The 20,922-nt window shown below is 69.6% G+C and carries 19 protein-coding genes; 7 read left to right on the forward strand and 12 right to left on the reverse strand.

Annotated features, from left to right (window positions below):
• Positions 1–157: 157 nt before the first annotated feature.
• Positions 158–1,534: a serine/threonine-protein kinase gene (locus ACQPY4_RS30260; protein WP_433326588.1), complete on the reverse strand. Its 1,377-nt coding sequence runs from the start codon at positions 1,532–1,534 to the stop codon at positions 158–160.
• 438 nt (positions 1,535–1,972) lie between these two features.
• Between ACQPY4_RS30260 and ACQPY4_RS30265 the strand changes: the two genes are divergently transcribed.
• The 4 genes from ACQPY4_RS30265 to ACQPY4_RS30280 all read left to right on the forward strand — a co-directional run bounded on the left by ACQPY4_RS30265 (position 1,973) and on the right by ACQPY4_RS30280 (position 5,328).
• Complete coding sequence (locus tag ACQPY4_RS30265; protein WP_433326590.1) at positions 1,973–2,305, forward strand: DUF4870 domain-containing protein; 333 nt, start codon at positions 1,973–1,975, stop codon at positions 2,303–2,305.
• A 90-nt stretch (positions 2,306–2,395) separates the two neighbouring features.
• Positions 2,396–3,214: an alpha/beta fold hydrolase gene (locus tag ACQPY4_RS30270; protein ID WP_433326592.1), complete on the forward strand. Its 819-nt coding sequence runs from the start codon at positions 2,396–2,398 to the stop codon at positions 3,212–3,214.
• Positions 3,211–4,461 (forward strand): LLM class flavin-dependent oxidoreductase, encoded by a 1,251-nt coding sequence (locus ACQPY4_RS30275; RefSeq protein ID WP_433326594.1) that lies wholly within the window; start codon positions 3,211–3,213, stop codon positions 4,459–4,461. Before ACQPY4_RS30270 ends, ACQPY4_RS30275 begins: the two co-directional genes overlap by 4 nt.
• A 3-nt stretch (positions 4,462–4,464) precedes the next feature.
• Positions 4,465–5,328, forward strand: coding sequence for a TIGR03619 family F420-dependent LLM class oxidoreductase (locus ACQPY4_RS30280; protein WP_433326596.1), 864 nt, complete (start codon positions 4,465–4,467; stop codon positions 5,326–5,328).
• Here ACQPY4_RS30280 and ACQPY4_RS30285 read toward each other — a convergent pair.
• The 3 genes from ACQPY4_RS30285 to ACQPY4_RS30295 form a co-directional block, all read right to left on the reverse strand.
• Entirely contained in the window at positions 5,325–5,810 is a 486-nt protein-coding gene (locus tag ACQPY4_RS30285; protein ID WP_433326598.1) for an SRPBCC family protein, read from the reverse strand. The genes ACQPY4_RS30280 and ACQPY4_RS30285 overlap by 4 nt on opposite strands.
• Complete coding sequence (locus tag ACQPY4_RS30290; RefSeq protein ID WP_433326600.1) at positions 5,791–6,360, reverse strand: hypothetical protein; 570 nt, start codon at positions 6,358–6,360, stop codon at positions 5,791–5,793. Before ACQPY4_RS30290 ends, ACQPY4_RS30285 begins: the two co-directional genes overlap by 20 nt.
• A 64-nt stretch (positions 6,361–6,424) precedes the next feature.
• The gene (locus ACQPY4_RS30295; protein WP_433326602.1) at positions 6,425–7,090 is read right to left on the reverse strand and encodes a cyclase family protein; all 666 of its coding nucleotides are present in this window, start codon (positions 7,088–7,090) and stop codon (positions 6,425–6,427) included.
• A 45-nt stretch (positions 7,091–7,135) separates the two neighbouring features.
• On the opposite strand from ACQPY4_RS30295, the gene ACQPY4_RS30300 reads away from it, so the two are divergent.
• Both ACQPY4_RS30300 and ACQPY4_RS30305 read left to right on the forward strand, forming a co-directional pair.
• Positions 7,136–7,963, forward strand: a complete 828-nt coding sequence (locus ACQPY4_RS30300) for a HipA family kinase (protein WP_433326604.1) — start codon at positions 7,136–7,138, stop codon at positions 7,961–7,963.
• On the forward strand, positions 7,960–8,346 hold the full coding sequence (locus ACQPY4_RS30305) for a DUF3037 domain-containing protein (RefSeq protein WP_433326606.1): 387 nt from the start codon (positions 7,960–7,962) through the stop codon (positions 8,344–8,346). Before ACQPY4_RS30300 ends, ACQPY4_RS30305 begins: the two co-directional genes overlap by 4 nt.
• A gap of 223 nt (positions 8,347–8,569) precedes the next feature.
• Here the strand turns inward: ACQPY4_RS30305 and ACQPY4_RS30310 are convergent, their stop codons facing one another.
• The 8 genes from ACQPY4_RS30310 to dxr all read right to left on the reverse strand — a co-directional run bounded on the left by ACQPY4_RS30310 (position 8,570) and on the right by dxr (position 19,751).
• On the reverse strand, positions 8,570–9,469 hold the full coding sequence (locus ACQPY4_RS30310; RefSeq protein ID WP_433326608.1) for a hypothetical protein: 900 nt from the start codon (positions 9,467–9,469) through the stop codon (positions 8,570–8,572).
• A 154-nt stretch (positions 9,470–9,623) separates the two neighbouring features.
• Positions 9,624–10,553, reverse strand: a complete 930-nt coding sequence (locus tag ACQPY4_RS30315; protein ID WP_433326610.1) for a helix-turn-helix domain-containing protein — start codon at positions 10,551–10,553, stop codon at positions 9,624–9,626.
• Positions 10,554–10,571: 18 nt separating this feature from the next.
• Entirely contained in the window at positions 10,572–11,414 is an 843-nt protein-coding gene (locus tag ACQPY4_RS30320) for a GNAT family N-acetyltransferase (protein WP_433326612.1), read from the reverse strand.
• 113 nt (positions 11,415–11,527) lie between these two features.
• Positions 11,528–13,114, reverse strand: a complete 1,587-nt coding sequence (locus ACQPY4_RS30325) for an alpha/beta hydrolase (protein ID WP_433326614.1) — start codon at positions 13,112–13,114, stop codon at positions 11,528–11,530.
• Between the two features lie 146 nt (positions 13,115–13,260).
• A complete protein-coding gene (locus ACQPY4_RS30330; RefSeq protein WP_433326616.1) occupies positions 13,261–14,859 on the reverse strand; it encodes an alpha/beta hydrolase in 1,599 nt (532 codons plus the stop codon).
• A gap of 459 nt (positions 14,860–15,318) precedes the next feature.
• Positions 15,319–16,935, reverse strand: coding sequence for an alpha/beta hydrolase (locus ACQPY4_RS30335; protein ID WP_433326618.1), 1,617 nt, complete (start codon positions 16,933–16,935; stop codon positions 15,319–15,321).
• Between the two features lie 206 nt (positions 16,936–17,141).
• On the reverse strand, positions 17,142–18,329 hold the full coding sequence (gene ispG / locus ACQPY4_RS30340) for a flavodoxin-dependent (E)-4-hydroxy-3-methylbut-2-enyl-diphosphate synthase (protein WP_433326620.1): 1,188 nt from the start codon (positions 18,327–18,329) through the stop codon (positions 17,142–17,144).
• A 198-nt stretch (positions 18,330–18,527) separates the two neighbouring features.
• Positions 18,528–19,751 carry a 1-deoxy-D-xylulose-5-phosphate reductoisomerase gene (dxr, locus tag ACQPY4_RS30345; RefSeq protein WP_433339090.1) on the reverse strand — a complete coding sequence of 408 codons (1,224 nt, stop codon included), beginning with the start codon at positions 19,749–19,751 and terminating at the stop codon, positions 18,528–18,530.
• 207 nt (positions 19,752–19,958) lie between these two features.
• On the opposite strand from dxr, the gene ACQPY4_RS30350 reads away from it, so the two are divergent.
• Positions 19,959–20,921, forward strand: coding sequence for a trypsin-like serine peptidase (locus ACQPY4_RS30350; RefSeq protein ID WP_433326622.1), 963 nt, complete (start codon positions 19,959–19,961; stop codon positions 20,919–20,921).
• Position 20,922 lies beyond the last annotated feature (1 nt).

A 20,922-nucleotide genomic window follows, 5' to 3' on the forward strand; every position in this document is an offset into this window, starting at 1 on the left:
GCTCAGTCCGTCGCGAGTCCGTCCAGACCCTGGTGTACGAGCTTCCCGAGAACACACGACCGGCCCTGCTGCTGTTCGACTACGGCAGCGAACGACACCGGACGGGGCCGGAGGGCGATCCGGCTCGGGCGTTCACCGCCGTGGCGGTGGGCTCAGCTCAGACGCGAGTCAGGCGGCCGACCACGGCCCAGGAGGCACCCGCCTCCGAGCCGCTGTAGTTGAAGGCCAGGCCGCCGTTCTTGCGGCGGCTCAGGGTGATCGTGCCGCTGTCGACGCAGCGGGCCGCGCCGGTGGTGATCTCCTCGCGGAGCGTCAGGGTGCCCGGCGCGCTGCCCATCAGGGCCATGCGGCCCGAGCAGCCCTGCCCGGGATAGGTGATCGTGCCCTGCCGCCGTCCCTTGGGCAGGGTCAGCAGCGCGACCAGCTTCTTGCCGTCGCTCTGCCGGAGCGTCCCGCGCCAGTTGCCCGCATACGGGGCCGTGAAGACCGGCTTCACGGGCTTGGACGCCGTCGCGCTCGGGTCCGCGCCCGCCTTGCGCTCGGCCTTGTCGTTCAGGACGACGAACGCCGCCGTGGCCAGCGCCGCCGCCGCGACCACGGCCGCCGTGAGGGCGGCGGCGATCCGTCCACGGCGCCGCATCCGCACGGTGTTCTCCGAGCCGGACGGCGCCGTCGGCGTGCCGTGCTCGCGTGACGGGGACGGCAGCGGGCCGGTGCGCCACGGGTCGTCCTCGCCCAGCAACCGGCTCAGCGCCACGGCGGCCGTGGGACGCAGCGCGGGGTCCTTGCGCAGGCAGTCGACCACGACGTCGCGCAGCGCGCCCGAGAGCCGTCCGACGTCCGGGTCCTCGTTCAGAATCCGGTTGATCACCGCGGGCATCGTGTCGTCGCCGAACAGCGGCCGTCCGGACGAGGCGAAGGCCATCGTCGCGGCCCAGGCGAACATGTCGGCGGGCGGACCCACGCGGTCGCCGGTCAGCTGCTCGGGCGACATGTAGGCGGGAGTGCCGATCGGCGCCCCCGAGGTGAAGGTGTCGGCGTCCAGTGCGCGGGCGATGCCGAAGTCGATGACCCGGGGGCCGTCCTGCCCGAGGAGCACGTTGCGCGGCTTGAAGTCGCGGTGGACGATCCCGGCACGGTGGATCATCACCAGCGCGGTCGCGGTCCCGATCGCCAGGCGTTCCAGCGCGCCGTCCCGCCGGGGGCCCTGCTCGAACACGACCTCGTGCAGGGACGGGCCGTCCACGTACTCGCTGACGATGTAGGGGTGCTCGCCGTCGACGTCGGCGTCCAGCACCGCCGCCGTGCACGAGCGCGCCACCCGCTTGGCCGTCTCCAGCTCGCGCATGAACCGGCCCCGCGCCTCGGGGTCGTCCCCCAGCGCCGAGCGCAGCAGCTTCACCGCCACGAGCGCGCCGTCGGGCGTCTCCCCGAGGAAGACCACGCCCTGCCCGCCCTCGCCGAGCCTCCCGGTGAGCCGGTAGGACCCCAACCGCTCGGGGTCACGCGAGCGCAGCGCACTTGCCGACGGCATAACCAACCTCCTGACCGCTTCGACGCGGCCGGACGCGAACGGGTTCACGGTAGATTCCTGGGCGAATCCCCCTAAGGAGCGATAGGAACCCTAGTGACCGATCAGCCTCCGCCGCACGACAGCCCCCACGGCCAGGCGCCCGGCGCTCCCCCAACTCCCGGCCACGAGCCCCAGGACGACACCCCTCCCCCGGGACAAGTGCCGCCCCTCGGCAACCCCGCTGGGACGCCCCCACCCGACTTCGCGGCGCCCGGAGCACCGCCACCCGGGTACGGGACGCCAGGCGAGGTGCCTCCGTCTGGTTACGGGGCGCCGCCTCCTGGTTATGGGGCGCCGCCCGGGTATGGACCTCCCCCGTATGGCGCTCCCGGTGGTTATGGGCCGCCTGGGGTGCCCTACGGGCCGCCTCATGGGGGGCAGGGGGATAACACCTGGGCGATGTTCAGCTACCTCGGGATGCTGCTGATCGGGTTCCTCGCGCCGCTGATCATCTATTTCGTCAAGAAGAAGGACTCGCGGCTGACCCGGTTTCATGCGGCGCAGGCGCTGAACTTCCAGCTCACCCAGTTGATCCATGCGCTCGTTGTGGCGGTGCTGGTCGTGCCTCCGGCGATCGTCTTCGACCAGCCTCTGCTGCTGCTCGCGTTCGTCCCGGTGTATCTGGAGCTGGTGATCGGCTCGTGGGTGTTCCTGATCCTGGGGGCGGTCAAGGCGGGCAAGCACGAGTATTACCGGTTCCCGACGTTCTTCTGTCTCCGCATGGTCCGGTAGCCGGGCGGCCCTTCTCTCGACCAAGCGATTGCTCGGGTTATCCGAGTTGATGTAGCGTGCGCTTGTTCGGGAAACCTCGGAGGGCCGCCCATGCCATTCGCCGACCTCGCAGACGTCCGCCTCTTCTTCACCGACGACGGCGAGGACGGCGCGCGGCCGCTGCTGCTGGTCCACGGATACGGCGCCGACTCGCACGACTGGGCGTTTCACATCCCGGGGCTGGTGGCGGCCGGGCATCGCGTGGTCGCGCCGGACCTGCGGGGCCACGGGTACTCTTCGGCGCCCGCCGAGGGCTACCGTCCGCGCGAGCTGGCGTCCGACCTGGTCGCGCTGCTCGACCACCTCGGCATCGACCGGGTCACCGCGATCGGCCACTCCATGGGGACGATGGTCGTCAGCGCCCTCGCCGTCGAGCACCCGGCACGCGTGCGCGCGCTTGTCTGCGTCGACCCCGGTTATGGCCAACCCGCTGAAATCGCCGCCGCCTTCCCCGCGATGATCGAGGCTCTGCGCGCCGACCCCCACGCGGCCGCGCTCGCCAACGATGCCTGGTGCTACACCCCGGCGTCCCCGGCCTTCCTGCGCGAGTGGCACCGCCGCAAGATCCTCGGGACGTCCCCCGCCGCCCTGACCCAGGCGTTCGCCGGCATGTACGAGGGCGACGACCAGTTCGGCACCCGTCCCGCCGCCGACGCCTACCTCGCCCGCCGCGCCTGCCCCGTCCTGTCGTGCTGGTCGCAGGCCCAGGCCGCGTCCGCGGGCTGGGAGCGGGGCCTGTTCAAGCACCCCGCGTCCCGCGCGGTCGTCTGGCCCGGGGGCGGCCACCGGCTGCACGCGGAACGGCCGGACGAATTCCTGCTCGTCGTCCAGAACTGGCTCGAGGCACTCGACAAGGAGAACTCCGCGTGAAGTTTGCCATCTTCCTCAACCCGCAGATCCCGGGCTCGGGCTTCGCCGCCGAGGAGAACGCCAAGGCCAGAAGGCCGATCGGGCGCGACGTCGAGTCGTACCAGAAGCTGCTGCACGAGGTCCGCGAGATCGCCGTCCATGCCGACCGGGTCGGCTTCGACGCGCTGATGATGACCGAGCACCACTTCCACTCCGAGGGGTTCGAGTTCTCGGTCAACCCCCTGATGTTCCTCACCGACCTGGCCGCGCGCACCGAGCGGATCCTGCTGGCGCCGCTCGGCATCGTCCTGCCCGCGTGGGACCCGATCCGCGCGGCGGAGGACGTCGCGCTGCTCGACCACTTCTCCAAGGGACGCCTGCGGCTCGGCGTCGCCCGCGGCTACCAGAACCGCTGGATGAACGTGCTCGGCCAGCGCTGGCACGCCGCCGCGGCCCGCTCGGACGGCTCCAAGTCCGACGACCGCAACTTCGACGTCTTCGGCGAGGTCCTCAAGATCATGAAGATGGCGTGGGCCCAGGACACGCTGCGCTACAAGAGCGACGTGCTGGACTACGAGGTTCCCGCTCCCTACAGCGGCATCGAGGGCTGGCCCGCCTCCGACTGGACGCGCACGTTCGGTGCCCCGGGTGAGATCGACGAGAACGGCATCATCCAGTCGGTCTCGGTCTGCCCCAAGCCCTACCAGAACCCGCACCCCGAACTCTGGCAGCCCTTCACGGTCTCCGACCGCTCGGTCATCCGCGCGGCCCAGGAGGGGATCATGCCGTGGATGTTCACCCCCAACCCCGACGACCATGCCGCCAAGGCGCGTCTCTACCAGGAGGAATGCGCCAAGCAGGGCAAGGACTACCGCCTCGGCGAGCACACCGGGATCCTCAAGATCGTCGGCATGGCCGACACCCGCGAGGAGGCCATCGAGGTCTACGGCACGGGGATGCAGAAGGACTTCGCGTCGTTCTTCGGCCCCTTCGGGTACCTGGAGGTGCTGCGCAAGAAGGACGACGACAAGCACCAGCCCATCTCCCCCGAGAAGGGCGACTTCACCCGTATGAACGAGGTCGAGATGGCCCTCCTCGGCACCCCCGACGACGTCAAGCGCGGCATCCAGCGCATGCTCGACCGGATGCCCGACCTGGAATGGTTCGGCCTGTTCATGCAGGGCCAGCAGGGCGTCCTGCCCCTGGACACCGTCAAGCGCAACCTGGAGATGTTCGCCACCAAGGTCATCCCCGAGTTCCAGGACTGAGCGATGGAATTCTGGCTGGGCGCCGCCTTCGTCGACACCCGCGAGTACCTCGGGCTGGCCCGGGCGGCCGACCGCCTCGGCTTCCACGCCCTGGCGATCTCCGACCACATCTTCCACGCCGACTACCAGTCGTCCTATCCCTACAGCGACACCGGCGAGCCGCCCTACACCCCCGAGACCCACTGGCCCGACCCGTGGGTCACCATCGGCGCGATGGCGGCGGTGACCGAACGTCTCAGATTCGCCACCAACGTCTACATCGCCCCGGCCCGCGACCTGTTCACCGTGGCCAAGGCGGTCTCGACGGCCGCCGTGCTCTCCGGCGACCGCGCCATCCTCGGCCTGGGCGTCGGCTGGTGCAAGGACGAGTTCGTCCAGACGGGCCAGGACTTCCACACCCGGGGCAAGCGCCTGGACGAGATGATCCCCACCCTCCGCAAGCTCTGGCAGGGCGGCCCGGTCGAGCATCAGGGCGACCACTACGCCTTCCCTGCGCTGACCATCACCCCCACCCCGGACGAACCCGTCCCCATCTACATCGGCGGCGACAGCGACGCCGCCCTCAGGCGCACCGCCCGCGTCGCCGACGGCTGGATCGGCAACCGCATCTACTCCGAAGACGACCTGGAGACCCTCCTCACCCGCCTGGACGGCTTCCTGGCCAAGGAGGGCAGGACACGGGCGGACCTGAGGATCGTCGCCCCCATCGGCGCGATGCCCAACCCCGACCTCTACAAGAAATGGCAGGACAAGGGCGTGACCGGCACGATGGCGGCGCCCTGGTGGCTCTCCCCCGGCGAGGACAAGATCACCACCATGGAGCGCTTCGCCCACGAGATCATCGCCCGAACGCCGGAGATCGCCTAGCCCTCCACCAGCAGGGCCAGGTTCTCCAGTGCCAGGCGCGTCCCGGTCTCGTTGTCGTCGACGGGCACGGCATCGGGGATTCCCTCATGCACCATGAGGACCTCGGTGCCGCCGTCCAGCTCGCGCAGCGAGGTGGTCATCCTCATTTCGCCCCGGAGCATCGGGTCGTCGGTCTCGAACTCGAAGACCTCGACGACCCGCTCGTCCGGCACCAGCTCCGCGAACCGTCCGTGATAGGTGTCGGTATGCGCCCCGGACTTCCCGGCCTCGTCCGACATCTCGTACGACAGCGAAATCCGGAACGCGCCACCCACCCGGGCGTCGAACTCGTGCACATGGCTGCTCATCCCCGTAGGCACCCGCCAACGAGCGATGGCGTCGGGATCCACCAGCGCCCGGTAAACATTCGCCCGCGAAGCCCCCACCCACCGAGAAACCCGAGTCGAGTACATACCGCCGACTCTACGACCCGCCTCCGACATCCGACGCGAGCCGAGCGGCCCCGCACCGGCGCACGTAGTACGCGCCCGTCAGCACCAGGATGGTCGGGCCCCACAGAACCGCCGGGGCCGCGCAGGCGTTGCCAAGAGCCGCCCACCAGACGTTCTCGTAGGCGACGACGTCGATGACACCCAGCCAGCCCAGGACCAGGTCAACGGAGATCAGAGTGAGCGCCAGACCACCGAGCGTGCCCGGCACGATGGCCGCCCAGGGCGGGACGCGCTTCCCCCCGATCAGCGGGAGACCTGCGGGAGCGACCTCACCCCACCCACGGACCAGCCCGATGGTGAGAAGCGCCGTCATCTCTGAAAAGACACTAAGCCCGAAGACATACGGGACGGTCAGCCACAGCGACCCCACACGCTCGTCCCCGACCATGCCCATCTCATAGTTGAACGCGAACGGCAGACGCCACACGCACACCGGCAACAACAGCCAGGGAAGCGCGTAGGCGGCGTTCAACGCCCACCGGGGTACGGGACGCTCGGTGTCACTACGCGCCGGGGGCAGGTGCATGAATTTGATTCCCACGGCATCACGTTCGCCCCTCCGCCCAGGCCGAGGGATCACCCGCGCAGGCGATTGCCATCCCCCTTCAAGGGGAAATGCGCGCTACAGCACGAACAGGCGCCCCGTCCGCGTCCAGGGCAAGCGGAAAGAGAAACACCTCGATCCGATGGCCAAGAGCCTGTGCCTCCACCAGACGGTCCAGAGAGCGGAGGTTCTCGGCAATGACCGCGCCCGCGCCGCACAACACCCTGTGCGCGTCCAGGGAGAAGTCATCGTCGCCCACGTCGGGAGTTCGATCGACGCTCAGGGCGTCGATGCCCACCGTTAGGACACCCGAGGCGATGATGGCCTCGGCCGTCTCAGGTGAGGGATAAGGATGGGCAAGGTAGGCGTCGGTCCCCCAGTGCTCACTCCACCCGGTGGCGATGAGCAGGACGGTTCCAGGCCCAAGGCCATCGGGAAGAGCCTCTACAGGAATCGCCGTGCGAGGAGGCAGACCGCGAACGTCCATGACCACGGCCGAGCCCGTGAACCGATCCAGCGGAACCTCGTCCAGGCGGGGATACGCGTCGTCGATGTGAAACGGGGCGTCGACATGTGTGCCGCTCTGCGAGCCCAGATGGAGCCGCTGGACGTTGACGCCCGCATCGGCGACGGTGATCGCGGACGAGACCGCGACCTCCGGATCGCCCGGATAGACCGGCATTCCGGTCGTGATGGGCACCGACAGATCCACCAGCTCAACGGCCATGCGCTGATTATCGCGGGCGGAGCCCCACCCGATAGCGTGATCGGCGTGCTGCCCCTAGTCACCGCCACCCGGTACGTGACGCCGCTCCGCGAGGGCGGGTCGCTGCCGGGGATCGTCGAGGCCGACGACCTCGGAACGTACGTCATGAAGTTCCACGGCGCCGGGCAGGGACGCAAGTCCCTGATCGCCGAGGTCATCGCCGGCGAGCTGGCCCGCGAGCTCGGGCTCCGGGTCCCCGAGCAGGTGATCATCGACCTGGATCCCGTGATCGGACGGCACGAGCCCGACACCGACGTCCAGGACCTCCTGAAGGCCAGCACCGGCTGGAACCTCGGCGTCGACTTCCTCCCAGGTTCGCTCGGGTTCGACCCCCTGGGCTGGACGCCCGACGCGACGTTCGCCTCCCGGGTGCTCTGGTTCGACGCCTTCATCGGCAACGTCGACCGCAGCTGGCGCAACCCCAACATGCTCGTCTGGCACGGGGACGTCTGGCTCATCGACCACGGCGCAAGCCTGATCTTCCACCACGCCTGGGCGAACGCCGCCCGCCTGTTCTCCGGCCCCTACGACGTGGACGACCACGTCCTCACCCCGCACGCGACGGAACTGTCCAAGGCGGAGGCCGAACTGCTCCCGAAGGTCACCGAGGGCCTGCTGCGCGACCTGACCGCCCTGGTGCCCGACCGCTGGCTGGAGGGCGAGCCCGGCTTCGACGGCCCCGACGCCGTGCGCGACGCCTACATCGACATCCTCACCAGGCGCGCCGCCGACCCCCGCGCCTGGCTGCCGGACCTCGACGTCAGCCGCCGCAAGCCCGACACCGCGTCCCGCCGAGGCGAGAAGCGCCCCGGCTGGCTCGGGGGCCCGGCATGACCCAGCAACGCAAGGTCTTCGAATACGCCGTCCTCAGGGTCATCCCCCGCCTGGAACGCGGCGAGGCCATGAACGTCGGCGTAGTCCTCTACTGCCGCGCCCTGGACTTCCTGGGCTGCCGCACCCACCTGGACGAACCCCGCCTCCTGGCCCTGGACCAGAACCTGGACCTCGACGGCGTCCGCGCCAGCCTCAAAGCCGTGAACGCCCTGTGCTGCGGCGGCGAACAAGCAGGCCAGGCCGCCGAGGAACCCCAGGGCAGCCGCTTCCGCTGGCTGACCGCCCCCCGAAGCACCGTCGTCCAACCCGGCCCCGTCCACGCGGGCCTGACGGAATCCCCAGAGGACGAACTAAACCGCCTACTAGCCCTACTAGTCCGCTAGAACACCGACGCAACCGCCCACCCCAGCCCCCACAGGGGGCAAGGGGCGAAGCCCCAAGGGGGTCTCGGGGGCGGAGCCCCTGAGCGGGGGGCGCGGGGGCGGAGCCACCGCCCGGGGGGCGGTGTCACCGCAGGGAGCGCTAGCGACCGAGGATGGCGCCGCCCCCCGGACCTGGGGGTCTGGGGGTTGGGACCCCCAGGCAAATACAGCCCCCCAGGAAACTCTAATCCCATTCCCATCTGATGCCGTGGTAGCCCGCTGCCATGCCGAACTCGATGTAGTGGACGCTGTGGTAGCTGGACATGCGCAGGTCGGCGGCGTCCTTCAGCGCGGTCTGGGCGTCGGGGCGCCAGGTGCGGTAGCAGCGCGCGGGGAGGGCCGAGGGGTGGAAGCGGACCTCGATGAGGTACTCGTGCTGGGGGGTGTGGAAGCCGCGGCCTTCCTCGTCGACGGGGTTGCTGGGCTCGTCGAAGCCGAAGCCGTACTCCAGCAGGTAGGTCTCGCCGCGGCCCAGGGCGCGGTCGAACAGGAGCTCGGCGGCGACGATGCCGCTGTCCTCGTCCATGCGGACGCGGCCGAAGCGGCAGCCGCGGGCGGTGCGGGACGAGGGCAGCATGCGGTGCGGGTGGTGGTAGACGGCGATCCAGCGGTCGACGCCGCGCTGCTGGGCCTGGAACACGGCGCGGGTGCGCACCTCGCGCATCTCGCGCTCGGCGCCGATGACGTAGAGGTCGTGCATGGACAGGCCGGTGAGGAGGCGGTCGCCGCGCTCGCCGATCTCGTCCAGGAGCTCGCGGACGCCGGGCTCGGGGATGAGCTCCTCAAGCGGGAGGAACGGCGCGGTGGGGCGGTCGGCGGACGGGCGAAGGAGGGTGAGCAGGGAATGTCGGGGCAGCCCGAGAATGACCTCCAGCGCGCGCACGGCGCGCAGGGAGTCGGCCCGTTCGGGACGGGTTCGTCCTCGCTGCCAGTAACTGAGCGTAGACAGGCTGACGGCTATGCCTTGTTCTTCCAGCCGGCGCCTCAACGCCTCCAGACTGAGTCCACGCGCCTGGATGGCCGCGTGCAGGGCGACGTTGAAGGGACCTTGCTGCAACATCTGGAGGAGGTCATCCTCCGCCACGGTCTTCACCGCGATCGGCCTCCGGATCGACTCCGGCCGGCCCCCGTCCACGGCCTTGACATCTCTGCTTGCAGCTTCAGCGCTCACTGTAAGGCCCCCCGCGCGAGAAACCAACCGGCAACTTTCTACAACAAGGACCTGCGATCTCTTGATTTCACTCCCATTCCCACTCCAGGCCGAGAATCCCTCTGCGTACGTCCCCCACGGCGAGGTGTGCGCTGCCCGAGGTTCCGATCCAGAGTTCGTTGACGCGTTCCCTTGGTGTGTTCATCGCTTCCTGAGCGAATCCGTAACAGCGTGCGGGAAGCATGTCACGGTGAAACCGAACTATCGCCAGGTAGTCGCGTACCGGACGTGAGAATCGTCTCCCGTATGCGTCCTGGACCGGCGCATCGGCGGGGAGGTTCACCTCGTACTCCACGACGGCCGTGTCACCCGCCGCCAGGACCCGGTCGAAGACGAGCTCGAACGCCAGCAGGCCGCCCTCGGCCCGGACGCGGCCTGGACGGCAGTAGCGGAGCCCGGTGAGCACCGGGTCCGGGGACGGCTCCCCGGCGCCCTCCACGGCGCTCTCGGGCGCGTCCACGGGGTGGACGCAGACGACGCGGTCGACGTCGTCGCCGGCGGCGCGCAGGACCTCCCGGACGGCCAGGCTCTTGGGGCGGCGCCGGTCGTCCAGGTGGTAGACGTCGTGGGTGCTGAGCCGTTCGAGGCGGTGGTCGCCGGAACGGTCGAGCTGGCCGACGACGTGGGCGAAAAGGTCGGGGTCGGGCCACAGCTCGGCGGCGGCCCGGCCGCGGTCGGCCGCTCCGGACGGGCCGCGCCCGGCGACGCCGCCCCGGACGGGCACCGCCGCGGGGACGGGGTCGTCCAGCAGTTCGGTGAGGGTTCCCGGGGGGACCTGCAAGATCTCTTCGAGCATGGCGACGACGGCGCGTGACCGAGGGCGACTGCGTCCGCGCTGCCAGTAACTCAAGGTGGCGACACTCACGGTCAGGCCCCGCTGGGCGAGCCTGTGGCGGATCCTTTCCAGGGTCAGCCCGCTCGTCCGGATGGCCTGCCGCAGCGCGCCGGCGAATTCCACGGGCGGATGGTACCGAGATCAGAAGAGGATCGACATGAACGTGTCGACCTCGGCGAAGCCGACGTGACTGTATGTAGCGCGTGCGCGCTTGTTGTAGTCGTTCACGTAGAGGGAGACCGTGGGGGCGATCGACCGCAGCGATTCCTCGACGAGGGCGGCCATTCCGCTGACCGACAGGCCCTGCCCGCGGAGGTCGGGGGGCACCCAAACGCCCTGGACCTGGCATGCATACGGGGTGACGGCACCGACTTCGGCTTTGAAGACGACACGCCCGTCGTCGATGCGGGCGAAGGCCCGTCCGGCCCGGATGAGCTCGGCGACGCGCGCTCGGTAGAGGACTCCCCCGTCGCCAACGTTCGGACTGACGCCGACTTCTTCGGTGAACATCGCCACACAAGCGGGGTAAACCACGTCGAACTCTTCCATGCGCACCCGGCGGACCCGATGGTCGATGGGGACGGGCGGCATGACCGACGTCGCCATCACCGGCTGGGCCGAGCGCACCGCCCGGGGCGGCCCCCAATACGGGGCGAGGATCTCCCAGAGGTCGCCGACGACGCCAATGGGACCCACGATCGACGAGCAGCGCCGTCCCTGGGCCTGGGCGCGTTCGGCGAAGGCGCGGGTCGCCTCGGGAGTGGCGGCCACCGGGACGAGGTTGGCGCCGGAGTAGCACAGGGACGTCAGCTCCCCGTCGCGCAGGTAGCCCCACATCTGGGCGCCGAGGCGGCGCGGGTCGAGCCCGGCCGCGTGCACGCGCGAGCTGACGAAGACGTTGGCGACCGGGTCGGCGTCGAGGATGGCCAAGACGTCGTCGCGATGCCGGTCGTCCAGGACCCGCACCGACAACGACCCCAGCATGCGCATGGCCTACCGGCTCCAGGACGGGAAGGCCGGCCGCAATGGCATCACGAGTGTCCGCACCACGCAATAAGCCTATGACGTCCTTGTTCCGCTCGCTCCCACCGGCTCCCTCACCGGCCCGCGAGCGGCTCCGGGAGCGCCCGGCGGGCGGCCTGCCTGCGCTCCGGGTCGATCGGGGGCGCGGCCTTGCAGCGGAGGTCGGGGCCGGGGCTGTCGTCGGGCAGCGCACCGTCGGCGAAGTAGGCCGCGACGGCCTTGTCGACGCACTTGTCGCCACTGAGCGCGACCCCGTGGTTACCCCCGCCTACCTGCACGACAAGCCGGGACCCCGGGAAGCGGTTGTGCATCTCCACAGCGCCCCCGTATGGCGTGGCCGCGTCCTCGCTGGCCTGGATCAGCAGGGGACGCGTGAGGCCCAATGAGCCGTATACGGCGGGCGCCGGGCCGCCCCGCACGCCCCAGTACGCGCACGGGGCGTTGTACCAGGCGTTACTCCAAGTTTCGAAACGGTAACCCTGTCGATACAAACGCCAGTTGTCGCGGTGCCAGCGTCCCCAGCGCCGGGGCCACTCGGCGTCGCGGCACTGCACGGCGTTGTAGACGGCGTAGTTGTTCTGGTCCAGCCAGGACGGGGGGCTCCAGTGCCGCGCGAGCAGGTCGGGGTTCTTCTTCACCAGGTAGGTCGAGAGCGCCCTCGCGTGGGCGGGCCAGGTGTAGTCGCCGTAGCCGTCGGCGAGGAAGATGTCGTCCAGTTCGTAGGCGCCCACGCGTCCCTTGGCGGGCTTGGCCTTCAGCTGGGCGCGGGCCTTGGCGTAGGACGCCGCCACCGCCGCCCGGGTGGAGCCGAGCCGGTAGGTCTTGTTGTAGCGGGCGATCCAGGTGAAGTACTGCCCGATCCTCTTCTCGAACGCCACGTTCTGGTCGAGGTTGTTCTCGTACCAGACCCCGCTGGGACGGGCCACGCTGTCGAGCGCCATGCGGCGGACGCGCAACGGGTACATGGTCGCGTAGACGGCGCCGAGGTAGGTGCCGTAGGAGTAACCGAAGAAGTTGAGCTTGCGCTCCCCCAGGGCGGCCCTGATGGCGTCCATGTCGCGGGCCCAGTCGGCCGTGCCCATGTGCGGGAGCATCTTGCCGTAGCGCTTCTGGCAGTCGTCGGCGTACGCGCGCGCTTTGCGCTTCCAGGCGTCCTCTTCCGCCTCCGAGGCGGGGATGGTGTCGGGCTTGGGGCCGCCCGGGTCCTGGTAGCTCTTGTCGCAGACCAGCGCGGGCCTGCTCGCGCCCACGCCGCGCGGGTCGAAGCCGATCCAGTCGTAGGTCGACGCCACACTCGCGGGGAGCCCCCGGCTGAACATCGAGGGCATGTCGAGCCCGTCCGCCCCCGGGCCGCCGCGGTTGAGCAGCACCGCCCCCTGGTACTTGGCGGCGGACGAGGTGTGCTTCGCCCGCGAGAGCGCCAGGGTGATCTTCTCGCCGTCCGGGCGGCCGTAGTCGAGCGGAACCCGCAGGGACCCGCACTCCAGGCCGTGCAGGCGGCCTCCGGCCTTCTTCGCGCACGCCTTCCAGGAGATCGTCGCCTCCGGCCTGCGCTCCGGGGCTGGGGCGGCCGCGCGCGCGGGGATCGCGGCGGCGACGGAACCGGTCAAGGCGGCCGCGACGACGGCAGCGGCGGCGCTCTTTCCTGCGGGCTTCAGCACCCTCGATTTCTATCGGCGAAGGCGGCCCGTGGCCCCCGACCCGCGATTACCGCGTTTCTCCCGCAAAACGCGCCGAGCCGCAACGGGACGCCGTCCACCCGGGAGATGGACGGCGCCCGCCGCGGCTCGGCAGACGAGGGACGCGCCTACGGGCGTCCGACCTGAATGTCCTTACCGGCCCGCGTGGAGGCGATCCGCGCCTGCTGGTTCGGGTCGGGGTCGTTCAGCGCCGGGAGCGCGTCGCACTTGGCGTCGGCGCCCGGACGGCTCGCGGGCAGCGCGCCGGTGTCAAGGTAGGTCGCGACCTTGTCGTCCAGGCACTTGTTGCCGTTGAGCGTGTTGGAGTGGGTCTTGCCACCCTCCTCCAGCACCAGGCGCGACGACGGGAACAGCTTGTGCATCTGGTACCCGCCGGCCACCGGGGTGGCGCCGTCCAGCGTCGACTGGACGACCAGGAAGTTCGGCGTCTTCTTGCTGCCGAGCTTGTAGGCGGGGCCGCCCTTGACCGGCCAGTACAGCACCGGGGCGTTGTACCAGACGTTGCTCCAGGTGTTGAAGCGGTAGCCCTGCTTGTAGAGCTTGGCGGCGTCCTTGCGCCACTTGTTCCAGTCCCGCGGCCACTTGGCGTCCGCGCCCTGGACACCGTTGTAGACGGCGAAGCCGTTGTCACCGCCGCCCTCGCTGAGGTTCTCCAGCAGGCCCTTGGGGTCCTTCTTGGTGGCCCAGTCGGAGAGCGCCTGCGCGAACGGGATGTAGTAGCCGGTGTTGTACCCGGCGCTCAGCACGATGTCGTCGAGCTCGGCCGACCCGATCTTGCCGCCGATCGGGCTCTTGGCCGCCGCGGCGTGGATCTTGTAGTAGTTGGCCTCGACGGCCTTGGCCGTCTTGCCGAGCTTGTAGAGCGAGTCGTACTTGGCGATCCAGCCGAACCACAGCTTGATGTTGCGCTCGAACGCCTTGTCCTGCTCGAGCTGGCTGTCGTACCAGACGGTCTTGGAGTTGACGTTGCCGTCGAACACCAGGCGGCGGACGTTCTTGGGGAACATCGTCGCGTAGGTGGCGCCCAGGTAGGTGCCGTACGAGAAGCCGTAGTAGTTGATCTGCTTCTGGCCCAGCGCGCGGCGGATGCCGTCCATGTCCTTGGCCACGTCCGTGGTCCGCAGGTGCGGGAGCAGCCAGCCGAACTTCTTGGTGCAGTCCTGCGCGTACTTCTTGGACTTGGCCAGCCACCACTTCTCGTCCTTGGCCGACTTGGGCACGTAAGGACGGCGGATGGGGTCGCTGTACTTGGGGTCACAGCTCACCGCGGGCTGGCTGGAGCCGACCCCGCGCGGGTCGAACCCGATGAAGTCGTACTTGGCCGCGACCTTGCCGTAGCCCAGGCTCTCGAACCAGCGCGGCATGGCCGCCGAGTAACGCAGCCCCTGACCGCCCGGCCCGCCCGGGTTGATCAGCAGCGCGCCCTGGTAGTTCTTGCGGTCGGTGGCCTTGAAGCGCGAGACCGCGATCGCGATCTTCTTGCCCTTGGGCTTGCTGTAGTCGAGCGGCACCTGAAGGTTGCCGCACTCGGCCTTGTTCATCGGGTCATTGGGGCCGGTGACCTTGCACTTGCCCCAGGTGATCCCCCCGGTCGCCGCCGCGACGGGCTGGACCGACGTCTCCGTCCCCACGCCTGCGGAGACGGCGACGGCCGTGCCGCCCACCCCCAACGCGGCGGCGGCCGTGATGAGTACGAGCCTCTTCACCAAACCCCCTAGATCGCCGGCGCCCACATGCCGCACGCGGCACGGCTCGGCCCGGTCAGATGTGTCAGTGTGATGAGTGAAGATTGTGTCGGTTCCGACCGATATGGCGGCAGGGGCTCCGCCCAGAGGTTGCGAAATCGTGACAAATTCCCAGGAACAAACCACTTCGTGTGGTGTGGGCGGCACGCTCCGCGCGCCGCCCACACCACACGAACCCACCCCCCTCCGGGGTGAACGCAAGCCCACGCGCACAAGACGAACGCGCGAGGGGAGCAGGGGGCCACGCGTTTAGGCGGGCGCACAGGGTGAGCGCAGGGCCACACGCATCAGGCGCACTGGGCGCGTGCGGGAGGTGGGGCGCGGACTGCGGGGCTGACGTGTGGGGTGGGATGGGTGAGGGGCCCCGGATCGGTGATCTGGGGCCCCTCGGTGCCTACGGTCAGGCGGTTGTGCGTGGAGTTACTCGGCGGCGGCCTTGGCCGTCTTGGCGGCTATGGACGCCAGGGGCTTGGGGTCGCCGAGCTGCGGGACGTGGACGCGGCTCTGCTCGGGCAGTTCGCCCTTGAGGAAGTAGTTGTCGAAGTACGCGTCGACGGCCGCGGAACCGCGGTGGACGATGCAGTGGGTGCGGTCACCGTCCTGGATGACCAGGCGCGAGCCCTTGAAGATGCGGTGCATCTGCTTGGCGCCCGCATACGGGGTGGCGGCGTCGGCGGTGCTCTGGAACATCAGGACGTTCTTGGGCAGGTCCTTGACGCGCTCGATGTCGAGGGGCTTGCCAGCCTTGGCGGGCCAGGTGAGGCACGGGGTGTTGTACCAGGCGTTGCCCCAGGTCAGGAACGGGTGCTTCTTGTGGAGGCGGTCGTTGTCGCGCTGCCACTTCTTCCAGTCCAGCGGCCACTGCACGTCGGTGCACTGGACGCCGCTGTAGATGGCGTAGCCGTTGTCGTCCGAGCCGCCCTTGGTCTGGACGCCGAAGGTGTCGGCGAAGGTGGCGAGGTCGCCCTTCTTGTAGGCGGACAGGCCCTTGGCGAACCCGCTCCAGACGGCGGCGCTGCGGCGGTAGCCGGCGGTCTGGATGTTGTCGGTGAGCTCGACCGGGCCGACGGCGACGTCCTTGCCGTAGACCGGCTTGGTCTCCAGCGTCTTGCGCAGGTCGTAGAAGAACTTGCTGACCGCGCGCTGGGACGTGCCCAGGCCGTAGGTGGCGTTGTTACGGGCGATCCACCCGAAGTAGTACTCCAGGTTCTTGTCGAACGCGACGTCCTGGTTCAGGTTGGCGTCGTACCAGGCGTCCTTGGGGCCGACGACACCGTCGAAGACCATCTTGCCGACGTTCTTGGGGTAGAGCGCGGCGTAGTTGGCGCCGAGGAAGGTGCCGTAGGACGCGCCGTAGTAGTCGAGCTTGGGGCTGCCCAGGGCCTGGCGGATGAGCTCCAGGTCCTTGGCGGAGTCCGTGGTCTTGAGGTGGTTCAGCAGACCGATCTTGTCGGCCTTCTTGCAGGACTCGGCGTAGCCCTTGGAGAGCTTGAGCCAGGTCTCCACCGACTTGGCGTCGCCCTCGCCGTACGACGGGCGGGGCGCGTTGGTGTAGTTCTTGTCGCAGCTCAGGGCCGGGACGCTGCGGCCGACGCCGCGGGGGTCGAAGCCGATGACGTTGTAGGCGGCCTGCATGGCGGGCGAGTTCTGGGCGTACACGCGCGCGCCGAAGGGGGCGCCGGCGCCACCCGGGCCGCCGGGGTTGACGACGATGTCACCCTTGGCGGGACCCGAGCCCTGCTTGGGGGTCTTGGTGAGCTGAAGAGTGATCTTCTGCCCGTCCGGCTTCGCGTGGTCCAGGGGAACCTGGAGCTCGGCACACTGGACGATCTTCGACACCTTGACGGGGCCGAGCGCGTCGTACGCGGCGATCGCGTCGACGAGGTCCTTCTTACAGGCGTGCCAGTCAAGGGCGGCGGTTGACGTCGCGGCCACGGAGGTGGCGTCGGCGGTCTTGCCCGCCGAGGCGAAGCCCGCGGCACCCAGCCCGGCGACGCCCAGGCTGGTCGCCGCGGCGACGATGACAAGTCTCTTCACGGACTACTCCTCGATGCACGGACTCGTCGATGAGCCCGGCTCCCGTTGGGTAGCCCGAAGTGTGGCAAAAGGGACATATACGAACCGGAATCGCGTGAGGAAAGAGTCCGGTTCGTAATGGAAAGTATAGGTATCTGTAAGCTTGTGATCTCGGTCACAAAAGAGCCCCCGGGATCACCCGGGGGCTCTGACGTGCGGTGGGGGGCCTAGCCCACGACGACCTCGGCGCCGGGGCCGCTCACGGTGCCGTCCTCGTCGATCTCGATGCCCATCTCCTCGGCGATGCGCATCGCCTCCTCGATGAGGGTCTCGACGATCTGCGCCTCGGGCACGGTCTTGACCACCTCGCCCTTGACGAAGATCTGGCCCTTGCCGTTGCCGGACGCCACGCCGAGGTCGGCCTCGCGGGCCTCACCCGGGCCGTTGACGACGCAGCCCATGACCGCCACGCGCAGCGGGACGGGGAAGTCCTTGAGACCGGCGGTGACCTGCTCGGCCAGCGTGTAGACGTCGACCTGGGCACGGCCGCAGGACGGGCACGACACGATCTCCAGACCGCGCTGGCGCAGCCCGAGCGACTCCAGGATCTGGTTGCCGACCTTGACCTCTTCGACGGGCGGGGCCGACAGGGACACCCGGATCGTGTCGCCGATGCCCTGGGCGAGCAGCGCGCCGAACGCCACCGACGACTTGATCGTGCCCTGGAAGGCGGGCCCGGCCTCGGTCACGCCCAGGTGCAGGGGGTAGTCGCAGGCGGCGGCCAGCTGCCGGTACGCCTCGATCATCACGACCGGGTCGTTGTGCTTGACCGAGATCTTGATGTCGCGGAAGTCGTGCTCCTCGAACAGCGAGCACTCCCACAGCGCGGACTCGACCATGGCCTCGGGCGTGGCCTTGCCGTACTTCTCCAGCAGGCGCTTGTCGAGCGACCCGGCGTTGACGCCGATGCGGATGGGCACGCCCGCGTCCTTGGCGGCGCGCGCGATCTCGCCGACCTTGTCGTCGAACTTCTTGATGTTGCCCGGGTTCACCCGCACCGCCGCGCAGCCCGCGTCGATCGCGGCGAAGACGTACTTGGGCTGGAAGTGGATGTCGGCGATCACCGGGATCGGCGACTTGCGCGCGATCGCGGGCAGCGCCTCGGCGTCGTCCTGCGAGGGGACCGCCACCCGGACGATCTGGCAGCCGGACGCGGTGAGCTCGGCGATCTGCTGGAGCGTGGAGTTGATGTCGGCGGTGAGCGTGGTGGTCATCGACTGCACCGACACCGGGGCGTCACCGCCCACCGGCACGCTGCCGACCATGATCTGCCGTGACGCGCGGCGCGGGGCGACCGGCCGCGGCGCCGTCGCGCCCTCGCCGCGGACCGTAGGAATACCGAGTGAAACGCTCATCCCTCTCCCTATTGCTGACCCTGCTCTTCCGGGATCGACCCCAGATCCCTCGAAGAGCCCACGGCGACCTCGCTTCACCCCGGGTTCGCCGGACTTCTCCCACCCTAAGCGGCGCGGAGATATGGCGTGACGTCGAACGGCCGCCAATAGTGTGACCGTCCGACTACAGCAAGTAGGCGTTCCGGTCAGCCCGAAAGATCAGCCCAGGCCGGTCAGTTCCCGGGCGCGGATCCGGGCCCAGGAGTCGGCCGCGAGAACGTCGTCGAGAGTTGGCTCACGTGTCGTCCCATCGCCATGATCGTCGACAACGCGCGCGACGGTGTCGACGATGCCGAGGAACGGCAGCCGCCCCGAGCGGAACGCCTCCACGCACTCCTCGTTGGCGGCGTTGTAGACCGCGGGGGCCGTCCCGCCCATCTCGCCGACGCGGGCCGCGAGCGCCACCGCCGGGAACGCCTCGTCGTCCAGCGGGAACAGCTCCCAGGTGTGCGCCTTGGTCCAGTCGACGCCCGCCGCCGCGTCCGGCACCCGGTGCGGCCAGTCGAGGCCGAGCGCGATCGGCAGCCGCATGTCGGGCGGGCTGGCCTGGGCGAGGGTGGACCCGTCGCAGAACTCCACCATCGAGTGGATCACCGACTGCGGGTGGACCATCACCTCGATGCGGTCGAACGGGACGTCGAAGAGCAGATGCGCCTCGATGACCTCCAGCCCCTTGTTGACCAGCGTGGCGGAGTTGATCGTGATGACCGGGCCCATGTCCCAGGTGGGGTGGGCCATGGCCTGCTCGGGGGTGACGTCACCGAGCTCGGCCCTGCTCCGGCCGCGGAACGGGCCGCCGCTGGCGGTCAGCACCAGCCGCCGGACCTCGGCGGCGCTGCCGCCGCGCAGGCACTGGGCCAGCGCCGAGTGCTCGGAGTCGACCGCGATGATCTGGCCGGGCCGCGCCCGGGCCTTGACCAGCGGCCCGCCGACGATCAGCGACTCCTTGTTGGCCAGGGCGAGCGTGCGGCCCGCGTCCAGCGCGGCCAGCGTGGAGGCCAGCCCGAGCGCCCCGGTGACGCCGTTGAGCACCACGTCGCACCGCCAGGCCGCGACCTCGGCGACCGCGTCAGGGCCCGCGACGATCTTGGGGATGGAGTGGTCGCCCGAGGCGAAGCCCCGCCGCTTGGCCTCGGCGTAGAAGGCCAGCTGGAGGTCCTGGGCGGCGGACGCCCTGGCCACCGCGACGACCTCCGGCCGGAACTCCAGGGCCTGCGCGGCCAGCAGGTCGACCCGGCCTCCCCCGGCGGCCAGGCCGGTCACCCGGAAGCGGCCGGGATTGCGGCGGACGACGTCGAGCGCCTGGGTCCCGATCGACCCGGTGGAGCCCAGGATGACCACGTCGCGCGGGCCGTCGGCAGGAGGGGGAGCTGAGGAAGGCATCACGCCCCCCATTGTCGGCCATGCCCGGTCAGCGGCGCGTGCAGCCCGGCGATCCGGACCTCCACCTGCGGAAACACCCAAACCTGCGAATGAGAAAGAGGGTGTTTGTTCAGTTATGCCACTAGTCAGCCCCTACTTACCGAAATTACCGTCCGCTCACAACCGCACACGCGTGCATGTCTCCCACCCCCTACAGACGGAGACCACATGAAACGCTCCCCCCGCCGGATCCTCACCCTCACAGCGCTCGCCGGAGTTTCCCTGACCGCCCCGCTGGTGGCCGCGGTCCCGGCCCAGGCCGCTCCCGCGTCGCCGTCGGCCCGCGTCCAGGCCGCCAAGGCCGCCGACCAGCAGCGCGTCCTGCGCTTCTGGACCAAGGAGCGCATGCGGTCGGCCACACCCATGGAACGGCTCTTCAAGCCGCGGACGTTCGTCCCCAAGGACGTCCGCGCGGGCCTCGCGAAGATCTTCCCCCCGGCCGAGATCAAGTCGTTCCCCAACGGCGGCTCGGCCTGGACCGGCGGCGGCAAGGTCACCCGCACCGCCGGACGCGTGTTCTTCTCCTACCAGGGCCGGACGGCGTCCTGCTCCGGCGACGCCGTGACCAGCGCGAACAAGAGCGCCGTCATGACCGCCGGGCACTGCGTCAAGCTGGAGGGCGCCTGGCACAAGGACTGGGTGTTCGTCCCTGGCTACAACAACGGCGAGCGCCCCCACGGCACCTGGACGGCGAGCAAGACCCTCGCCACCACCCAGTGGGCCGCCAGCGAGGACATCAACTACGACGTCGGAGCCGCGATCGTCAACCCGCTGGACGGCAAGAGGCTGACCGACGTCGTCGGCGGCCAGGGAATCGCGTTCAACCAGCCGCGCGGCCAGCGCATGTACGCCTTCGGGTACCCGGCCGCCGCCCCCTACGACGGTTCGAAGCTCATCTACTGCAGCGGCACCGTCATCAACGACTTCCTGCTGAGCCGCGGGATCGGGATGAACTGCAACATGACCGGCGGATCGAGCGGCGGCCCGTGGTTCCTCACCTTCAACGAGGCCGACGGCACCGGCATCCAGAACTCGGTCAACAGCTTCAAGTACAACTTCCTGCCCAACTACATGTTCGGCCCCTACTTCGGAGCCGACGCCCAGAGCGTCTACAACCAAGCGGCCGGCTAGG

The sequence above is a fragment of the Spirillospora sp. CA-294931 genome (genome assembly GCF_050946795.1).
Lineage (GTDB): Bacteria > Actinomycetota > Actinomycetes > Streptosporangiales > Streptosporangiaceae > Spirillospora.